The organism is Sphingobium sp. ba1 (assembly GCF_000743655.1).
In the GTDB taxonomy this organism is placed as follows: Bacteria; Pseudomonadota; Alphaproteobacteria; order Sphingomonadales; family Sphingomonadaceae; genus Sphingobium.
The window spans coordinates 2,525,778-2,534,642 of the sequence record NZ_JPPQ01000069.1 but is presented as its reverse complement, the minus strand read 5'-3'; the positions used below and the strand labels follow the sequence as shown (position 1 = coordinate 2,534,642).

The 8,865-nt window shown below is 64.2% G+C and carries 8 protein-coding genes and 1 tRNA gene; 4 read left to right on the top strand and 5 right to left on the bottom strand.

The genetic code is table 11. The features are described 5' to 3' along the window. Nucleotides 1-825, bottom strand: an 825-nt coding sequence (locus IL54_RS24265) for an arginase family protein (RefSeq protein WP_193378864.1), incomplete at its 3' end; no start/stop codon positions are given. Between the two features lie 377 nt (nt 826-1,202). Between IL54_RS24265 and IL54_RS15440 the strand changes: the two genes are divergently transcribed. Continuing rightward, complete coding sequence (locus IL54_RS15440) at nt 1,203-3,644, top strand: TonB-dependent receptor (RefSeq protein ID WP_037478861.1); 2,442 nt, start codon at nt 1,203-1,205, stop codon at nt 3,642-3,644. An 85-nt stretch (nt 3,645-3,729) separates the two neighbouring features. Here the strand turns inward: IL54_RS15440 and IL54_RS15435 are convergent, their stop codons facing one another. Continuing rightward, nucleotides 3,730-4,689 (bottom strand): bile acid:sodium symporter family protein, encoded by a 960-nt coding sequence (locus tag IL54_RS15435; protein ID WP_037478860.1) that lies wholly within the window; start codon nt 4,687-4,689, stop codon nt 3,730-3,732. 242 nt (nt 4,690-4,931) lie between these two features. On the opposite strand from IL54_RS15435, the gene IL54_RS15430 reads away from it, so the two are divergent. Continuing rightward, the gene (locus IL54_RS15430) at nt 4,932-5,693 is read left to right on the top strand and encodes an enoyl-CoA hydratase-related protein (RefSeq protein WP_037476734.1); all 762 of its coding nucleotides are present in this window, start codon (nt 4,932-4,934) and stop codon (nt 5,691-5,693) included. Here IL54_RS15430 and IL54_RS15425 read toward each other — a convergent pair. From IL54_RS15425 to IL54_RS15415, 3 genes are all read right to left on the bottom strand, one after another. After that, complete coding sequence (locus tag IL54_RS15425; RefSeq protein ID WP_037478859.1) at nt 5,690-6,595, bottom strand: EamA family transporter; 906 nt, start codon at nt 6,593-6,595, stop codon at nt 5,690-5,692. The two genes, IL54_RS15430 and IL54_RS15425, sit on opposite strands and share 4 nt — an antisense overlap. A gap of 85 nt (nt 6,596-6,680) precedes the next feature. Next, on the bottom strand, nt 6,681-6,995 hold the full coding sequence (locus IL54_RS15420; protein ID WP_037476733.1) for a hypothetical protein: 315 nt from the start codon (nt 6,993-6,995) through the stop codon (nt 6,681-6,683). A 69-nt stretch (nt 6,996-7,064) separates the two neighbouring features. Next, complete coding sequence (locus IL54_RS15415; RefSeq protein ID WP_051519788.1) at nt 7,065-7,577, bottom strand: MarR family winged helix-turn-helix transcriptional regulator; 513 nt, start codon at nt 7,575-7,577, stop codon at nt 7,065-7,067. A gap of 124 nt (nt 7,578-7,701) precedes the next feature. On the opposite strand from IL54_RS15415, the gene IL54_RS15410 reads away from it, so the two are divergent. Both IL54_RS15410 and IL54_RS15405 read left to right on the top strand, forming a co-directional pair. Beyond that, nucleotides 7,702-7,776, top strand: a tRNA-Gln gene (locus IL54_RS15410). Between the two features lie 72 nt (nt 7,777-7,848). After that, nucleotides 7,849-8,844 carry an aspartate carbamoyltransferase catalytic subunit gene (locus IL54_RS15405; RefSeq protein WP_037476731.1) on the top strand — a complete coding sequence of 332 codons (996 nt, stop codon included), beginning with the start codon at nt 7,849-7,851 and terminating at the stop codon, nt 8,842-8,844. The last annotated feature ends 21 nt before the right edge of the window (nt 8,845-8,865 follow it).

Sequence of the window (8,865 nt, the reverse complement as noted above, 5' to 3'; positions counted from 1 at the left end):
GGCGGCGGCGGCGACATTGGGATATTCCAGGCTATGGTCGCCGCCGATGACAATCGGGATCGCGCCGGTGCGCGCGATCTCCGCCACCATTTCCCGCACATGATCGACGCTGCGCTCGGTGCTGTTCTGGTCGATGGCAATGTCGCCATAATCGACGATCTTGAGCGCGGCATTGGGGTTGATCATCGAATACATGTCGTTGCCGGCCGCGCCGCCGGTCATCCGCATGGCGCGCGGCCCGTCGATCGCGTTGCGCCAGCCTGAACCCATGTCGAGCGGCGCGCCGACGATCGCGACATCGACCTTGCCCGCCTTCAAATCCTCCGGCGTCATCGCCACCGGCGCGCCCGCAAAGGTCGCAAAGCCCCCGCCCCAACCGCCGATATAGCGGGTCAGTTCGATCGGCCCGACGTCCCGCTTGGGGTCCATACTGTTCGGCCGCCGGGCCTTCCAGGCGTTGAACCAGGGCGAGCGGGTGTCGAGCGGGATCGCCGCGACATCGCGTCCGGCCTTGAACTCGACCTGGGCGTGGAGCGCCTGCATCGCGTCGATATAGGCGCTGATCTCTTCGGGCTTGCCGGTGCGGATGCGGGCGAAGAGCGCGTCCTTTTCGACATAGCGCCCGGTCACGCCGCTCTTGAGGAAATCGACCTTCGCCTTGTCGACGCCTGCCAGTTTGGCCTCGACATCCTTGGGCAGTTCGAGCGGCTTGGGCCGTCCCATATCATCCTCGGCCGGCATTTGCGGCGCGGGTGTTCCTGCATTGGGCATTTGCAGCGGCAGGTCGCCCGCGACCGCAGCCCCGATGGCCGCGATCCCGGCCATGCTCCATCCTGTGACGGCGCTCAAAGACGGCATGTCATTCTCCGGCCCGGTCCACCGCAATCGCGCGATGCGGGCATAGGCAACAGATATGGAGCAGGTTTTCCCGCCCCTCGCCCAAGGGGTAGGCGGGGATGGTCCCCAAGCCCAATGGGGCATTTGACGTAGGATAGGCCCATGGTGACCCGGACGAACAGGCTACGTCAAATGCCCCATGTCTGACTGCCTGCGCACTCCATAGCCTCTACCCCAGATCAGAAGAAAAGGAGGCGGCAGTCCGTGCCGTCCGATGCCAGCCGCTGCCGCCGCACCAAGCGCGGAGCGGTCGATCCGGGAGGGGATCGAAAGCAGGGAAGACAATGGACAAAAAGGGGAAGACCATGTCGTATCGCGCAAAACTCAAAATGGGGCTGCTGTCCGCCACCATCATATCGGGCGCAGCCTTCGCCACGCCAGTCCTGGCACAGGAACCGCAGGCCGCGGCCGAAGCGGAAAGCGACGTCATCGTCGTCACCGGCACCCGCCGCTCCACCACGCTGATGGAAACGCCGATCAATATTTCGGCGATCGGCGGGGCCGAACTGGCGGCCGAACGGCTGGACGATGTGCGTGACCTGGGCGCGTTTACGCCCGGCATCACGGTTACAGACACCGGCCCACGCGGCGCGGCGACCATCATCATGCGCGGCCTGTCCGCCGATGATAGCGGCGCGACCGGGGCCAATTACGACAATGCGATCGGCACCTATCTGGGTGAAATTCCGCTCTATCTGGACTTCAAGTTCATCGACATCGAACGGATCGAAACGCTGTTGGGGCCGCAGGGCACGCTCTACGGCTTGGGCACGCTGGCGGGCGCGATCCGCTATATTCCCAACCGGCCCGATCCGACGCAGTTCAGCGGTGAAGTCCATGGCCGCGTCTATGACGTCGCGCACAGCAAGGGTGTGGGCTATGTCGGCGATGCCACGATCAACATCCCGATCGTCAAGGATGTCTTGGCCTTCCGCTCGGCCACCGGCTATTATTATGACCCCGGCTTCATCGATTATCCCTATCTGGTCGCGACGCCGGGCGTGTCGATCGCCCAGCCGGGTCCGGCAAGCAATCCGCTGGGCACCCAGGCACAGCAGGACGCGAACTTCGCGGGCCGCAAGGATCTGAACTTCGAAAAGACGTTCACGACCCGCAACCAGCTTGGCCTCTCGGTGCCCGACTTCAACGCCTATCTGACCTACGCCTATCAGAAGACCAAGACCGATGGCGCGCAGGCCACGACCGATGGCATCGTCGGCGAAGGCAAATATGAAGCCGCCAAGCGTTTCGCCGAACCTTCCACCCGCCGGTCGACGCTGATCAGCCTGGAAATGGAAGCGCAACTGGGCGACGTGTTCCAGGCGGTCTGGGCATCGGCCTATACCAAGACCAAGAACAACACGGTCGGCGACGTCACCGACCTGCTGCTCGACCTCGACTATGATTATGAACTCTTCCCGGCATTCGCTGGCTTCACCACCAACGATCAGAGCCGCACGCAGTTCAACCAAGAAATCCGCCTGGTTTCTACCCATGGCGGGCCGTTCAGCTGGGTTGTAGGCGGCTTCTACAACAGTATGAAGTTCAAGTCCGACAGCGTCGAGCGACTGCCCGGTTTCGCCGAGTTCGCCGCATCACCGACCGGCAGCGAAATCTATGGGGGCTATTATGACGGCCTGATCCGCCCGGACGGTGCCGAATATATCTCCTTCACCCGGTCCAAGACCGAGGAACAGGCTGTTTTCGGGGAACTGAGCTTCAAGCCTATCGAGCAGTGGCAGATCACCGGCGGCGCACGCTATTTCAAATATGAAACATCCATCACCGGCGCGACGGAATCGCCGATGACGCCTGGTGGCCGCCGCCGGACGCCCTATCCCAGCCTGACGATCAATCCTTCGCGGGCGCGCAGCGGCCAGGCCAGCGACGATGGCTTCGTCTACAAGTTCAACACCTCGTTCAACTTCACGCCCGACCTCATGGCCTATGCGACCTACAGCACGGGATACCGGATAGGCGGCGTGAACCGTGTCGCGCCCTGCATCCAGCCGCTGCCGCCCGGCCAGAATCTATGCGCCCTGCCCAACGAACTTGCCTTTGGTCCTGATAAGGTGAAGAATCTGGAACTGGGCGTGCGCGCGCAGTTGTTCGATCGCCGCCTCAGCACCAGCGTGTCGGTCTTCCAGGTCAAGTGGGACGGCATTCAATTGGCCAGCCAGACGGTCAATGGGGCCATCGGCATCACGGCCAATGGCGGCAAGGCCAAATCGAAGGGCGTCGATTTCAGCTTCAATGCGCGCATCACGGACCAGTTCACCGTTCGCGGCAACTATTCCTATCTGGATGCCAAGCTGACCGAGGACGTGCCTGACCTGCTGTCGACGGCGAACGGCTTCGCCAGCCTGGAATCGGGCGATCGCCTCCCCGGCTCGGCCAAGCATTCGGGCGCCGCATCGGCGGTCTATACCGTCCCTATGGGTGATAATAATCTGCGCCTGAACTGGACCGCGACCTATACCGGCAGCATCCTGACCCGTCCTGGCGCACGGGGCGGCGGCGAACGCCTGCCTGACTATATGATGCACCGGGCGGCCGCGACCTACAGCACGGACGTGTGGGAAATCAGCCTGTTCGCCAATAACATCTTCGACAAATATGCGATCACCGGCGTTTCCAACGACCTGACCCGCCGTGGCCAGATCAATGACGGGATCATCTATCGCGGCTATGCCCAATCGGTCGCGCAGCCGCGCACGATCGGCATCGAAAGCCGCGTGAAGTTCTAACGGGACGATCCTTCCTACACGTCAGAGCGTAGGGACGGACAGGCAAAGGGGCGGAAGGCGCAATATCGCGCTTTCCGCCCCTTTGTCATTCAGCGACCTGCGCGCCGTATCGCCGTGCCAGGACGGCGCAGACCATCAGCTGGATCTGGTGGAACAGCATCAGCGGCAGCAGGATCGGCCCGACGGCCGCCGCGGGAAACAACACGCCCGCGATCGGAACGCCGGTCGCCAGGCTTTTCTTCGACCCGCAAAATTGCAGCACGATCGCATCTTCGCGGCTTAGTCCGATCAGCCGCCCCAGTCCGAACGTAAGAACCAGTACGGTTGCCAGCATGAGGCAGCAGACACCCGCCAGCAGCGCCAGTTCGCCGCCCGACACGCTCTGCCACAGCCCCTCTACGACGGCCGCCGAGAAAGCGGCATAGACGACCAGCAGGATCGAGCCACGATCCACCCATCCGATCTTCGCCTTGTGCCGCGCCACGAACCCGCCAATCCAAGGTCGCGCCAAATGGCCGACCAGAAAGGGCAGCAGCAGTTGCAGCACGATCCCCTCGATCGACGCCAGCGACACGCTCGCCCCGCCCTGCCGCATCAGCAGCGCGACCAGCAGCGGCGTCGCGACGATGCCGAGCAGATTGGAGAAGGACGCGCTGACCACAGCGGCGGCGACATTGCCCCGTGCGATCGCGGTAAAGGCGATCGACGACTGCACGGTCGAGGGCAGCAGCGTCAGGAACAGCAGGCCCACGCGCATGTCATCGGGGATGATACCGATCTGCTGGGTCGCGAGGCCGATCAGTGGGAACAGGAGGAAGCTCGTCCCCAGCACCGCCAGATGCAACTTCCACGCCCGCGTCCCGTCCCAGATCGCCGCACGCGACAATTTCGCCCCATGCAGAAAAAAAAGCAGCACGATGCCGGCGTCCGCCACCATGTCCGCAATCCGCGCACCCTCGCCGCGTGCGGGCAGGATCGACGCTAGGGCAACGGTTGCCAGCAGCAGCAACAAGAAAGGGTCGAGGGCGTGGCGCAGTCGGTTCATCATGGGGCTAGGCCTTGGGCTGACAGACGGCGGGGGGATAGACGCGGCCCGTCGCTTGCGCCAACAGTTTCGCCAGAGACATGCAGGCGTGGTCAGTGATCTGGATGGTAGCTGTTCCCCGGCGAAGGCCGGGGTCCAGTTCAGAGCGTGGGACTGGACCCCGGCCTTCGCCGGGGAACAATAGTCTCCATCGTCCGATCAATGCCCATCGGTAGTGACAGAGACATAAGGGAGAGCGCATCGTGAGCGAGTCCATCGCGATCATCGAAGATATCGCTGGCGTCATCGAAATCCATATCGACCGCCCCGACAAGAAGAACGCCCTGACCGTCCCCATGTATCATGCGATGACCGCTGCGCTGGCCGATGCATCGGCGCGCGCGGACATTGCGGTGGTGCTGTTCACCGCCAATGGCGACGCCTTCTGCGCGGGCAATGACCTCAAGGATTTCATGGCCGGGCCGGAGGGCGGCGCTGCGGCGTTCGCCTTCATCCGCGCCATCGCCGCCTTCGACAAGCCGATCGTCGCCGCCGTGCAGGGATTGGCCGTGGGCGTCGGCACGACGATGCTGTTCCATTGCGACCTCATCTATGCCGCGCCCGACGCCCGCTTCATCATGCCCTTCGTCAATCTGGGGCTGGTCCCCGAAGCCGGGTCGAGCCTGCTCGCGCCTGCGACGCTGGGCCATGCGAAGGCCGCGGCGATGCTGATGCTGGGCGAACCGATGGATGCCGAGGCAGCCGATCGCGCGGGGCTGGTCACGGCGGTCGTGCCTGCTGACGGGCTGCTGGCGCATGCGCGTGCCAAGGCCAGAATATTGGTGGCCAAGCCGCCCCAGGCGCTCGCCACCACCCGCCGCCTGATGAAAGGCGATCCGGCGGCACTCACCGCCCGGATCGAGGAAGAAGCGGGGCTGTTCCGCGACACGCTGCGATCCGCCGAGGCGCAGGAAGCCTTTGCCGCCTTCTTCGAAAAGCGCGCGCCGGTGTTTCGGCGGGACTAGGTCGGGGCACGGTCGCGGTTGCCGAACCGCATTTCGCTCACGATCATCGCCGCGACGATCAGCAAGCCGCCTGCGAGCGCCATGGGCGGCAAGCGATCACCCGCGATCCGCCCGATGATCCCCGCCCAGACCGGCTCGCCCGCATAGATCAGCGTGGCGCGGGTCGGCGACACGCTGCGCTGCGCCCAGTTCATCACGAACTGGATGAGCGCCGTGATCAGCCCCAACCCGCAGGCCGACAGGATGACCGTCCAAGACAAGGGCGGCACCGCTTCACCGGCCGGGACCATGCAGGCGAAGGCCAGCAGCGCGGTCACGGCCAATTGCACCAGCGTCACCCGCGCGACGTTGACCTGTCCTGCCCACAGGCTGATGAAGATGATCTCCAGCGCGATGGCGAGCGTGCTGATCAGCGTCAGCACCTCTCCCGTGCCCATCGCCATCCCCTCCTGCGGCGCGGCGATCAGCATGAGGCCAGCGAACGCCAGGGCGACCCCGACCCAGCTGGCGATTCGCGGTCGCCTGCGCAGGATGATCCATTGAAGGATCGGCACCAACGGGACATAGGCGGCGGTGATGAAGGCCGACGTGCTGCTCGATATCGTCTGGAGCCCCCAGCTCTGGAGCGAATAGCCCGCAAAAATGCCGAGGCCGATCATCAGGCCAGCGCCAAGTTCCTGCCCGGTGATGCTGCGCAGCAGGGGCCAGGCAAGCGGCAAAGTGACGAGCGTCGCCGTCCCGAAACGCAACCCCACGAAGAAAAATGGACCCGATTCGCGCATCGCATGATGGACGATCAGGAATGTGCCACCCCACAGGATGGTAATGCCGATCAGCGCCAGTTCGGGGCGACCGATCATCAGGTAGCTGGTGGGAGGTCGGGCGGGCGCAGCGGACGACATATCCCTGCGCTGTCCGCAATACAGCGCGCCGTCAAGCGCGCGCATGGGCCACACATAACGCAATGGTCATGCGTGGCCCATCGGATCATTCGTTCTTGAGGTCGCTGCCCGCTTCCTGCAGCGTATCGCCGACATCGCGCTTGGCTTCATCGGCGGTGCGGTCCGCATCTTCGGCCGCTTCATCATTCGCAGCACCGATCCGCGCCGCGCCATTGTCGATCGCACGGCCCGCATCATCCAGCCCGTTGTCGATCTTGTCGCCCGCGCGGTCCATCGCGCTGCTCATGTCGTTGCCGATCGCCGACCCGGCATTTTCGATGCTGTCTTCGGTCTTTTCCGAACAGGCCGACAGGCTGACCGCCGAAACGACCGCCAGTGCGGCGAGAAATTTGTGACGCATGATGGCTCCTCTTGCCAATGAATGGAGTCCGATAAGCGCAGGAAGGCCGATTAGGTTGCGTTGTGTATGTCAGCGCCCACGCAGGCCGAACACCATCGAACGATCCGATTCGGGGATCAACCCTTCCAGCACGCGCCAGAATCCCGTGACCGATCCCTGCCCCGCCTGGGCATAGGCCGCCGCCATTTTTTCCCGCAAGGCCCGGAACAGTTCGGCCTCCAGCGCGGCGCCTTCCGCGCTGAGCCGCAGCAATTTCTGCCGCCGGTCGCTGGCACCCGGCCGCGTCTCGATATAGCCGCGCTCGATCAGGTCATTGAGCACCCGGCCCAGCGATTGCTTGGTGATGGACAGCAGCCGCAGCAAATCCTTGACGGTCAGGTCGGGCTGGCGCGAGATGAAATAGAGCGCGCGATGATGCGCCCGCCCAAGCCCCTGCGCCGCCAGCCCCTCATCGATCGAGCGGGTCAGCGCGGAATAGCCGAAATAGAGCATTTCGATGCCGCGCCGGATTTCATCCTCACGCAGGAAGAGCGGCGATGCAGGCGCCATCTGCGCGGAGGTGGGGGAGGAGGAAGCGGACATGGTTGTGGTAATCCGGTACGAAGCCAAGAAGCGTCATAGTGCCGTCGCGAAACTGTGATGACTAGGCTTTCCTTTCGCGCCCGACGCGCTATATGGCGACCCGCGCCGACGATGGTCGGCCTGCTGGGGCGTCGCCAAGCGGTAAGGCAGCGGCTTTTGATGCCGCCATGCGCAGGTTCGAATCCTGCCGCCCCAGCCAATCTTTCTTCTCCACACCATCCCCGCCGCGCACCAGCTTGCCCTTCGCGTCCTGCTGTCCTAAAGCGCGGCCATGCCCGACATCACCGCCGCGCCGCTTTCGTCTGACCTCACCGGTCGGGCGCTGTTTCCGCATCGGCATTTGCTGTCGATCGCTGACTTGAAGCCCTGGGAAATCCGCTTCCTGCTGGACGAAGCCGAGCAATGGGCGACGGCCAATCGCGGCAAGGCGCGCAAGCATGACGATCGGCTGGCGGGCATGACCCAGATCAACGCCTTCTTCGAAAACAGCACGCGCACTTTGTTGTCGTTCGAAATTGCGGGCAAGCGGCTGGGGGCCGACGTCGTCAACATGCATGCGGGCCAGTCGAGCGTGAAGAAGGGCGAAACGCTGATCGACACGGCGATGACGCTCAACGCCATGGCGGCCGATGTGCTGGTGATCCGCCATGCCAGTTCGGGCGCGGTCGCGCTGATCGCGGACAAGGTGGACTGCGCGGTGTTGAACGCGGGCGATGGCTGGCACCAGCATCCCACGCAAGCGCTGCTCGACGCGCTCACCATCCGGCGGCGCAAGGGCGGGTTCGAGGGACTGATCGTCGCCATTTGCGGCGATGTGCTGCATAGCCGTGTGGCGCGCTCGAACATGCTCTGTCTCGCCGCATTGGGTGCGCAGGTGCGCGCGGTCGCGCCGCCCACGCTGATGCCGCCTGAAGTCGAGATGCTGGGGGCGACCCCCTACACCCGGCTGGACGAAGGGCTGGAGGGTGCGGACGTGGTGATGATGCTGCGGCTGCAGAATGAGCGGATGGACGGCGCGTTCATTCCCTCGGCGCGCGAATATCATATGCTCTACGGGCTGACGCCCGAAAGGCTGGCGATCGCCAAACCCGACGCGATCGTCATGCATCCGGGGCCGATGAACCGGGGCGTGGAAATTACCAGCAATGTTGCCGATCATCCCGATCGGTCGGCGATCACCGAGCAGGTCGAGATGGGCGTCGCCGTCCGCATGGCCTGCCTGGACGTACTGACCCGCCGGGCGCGCGGCGTGGAGGGATGGGCATGATGGTTAGCCTTTTTCTGTCTG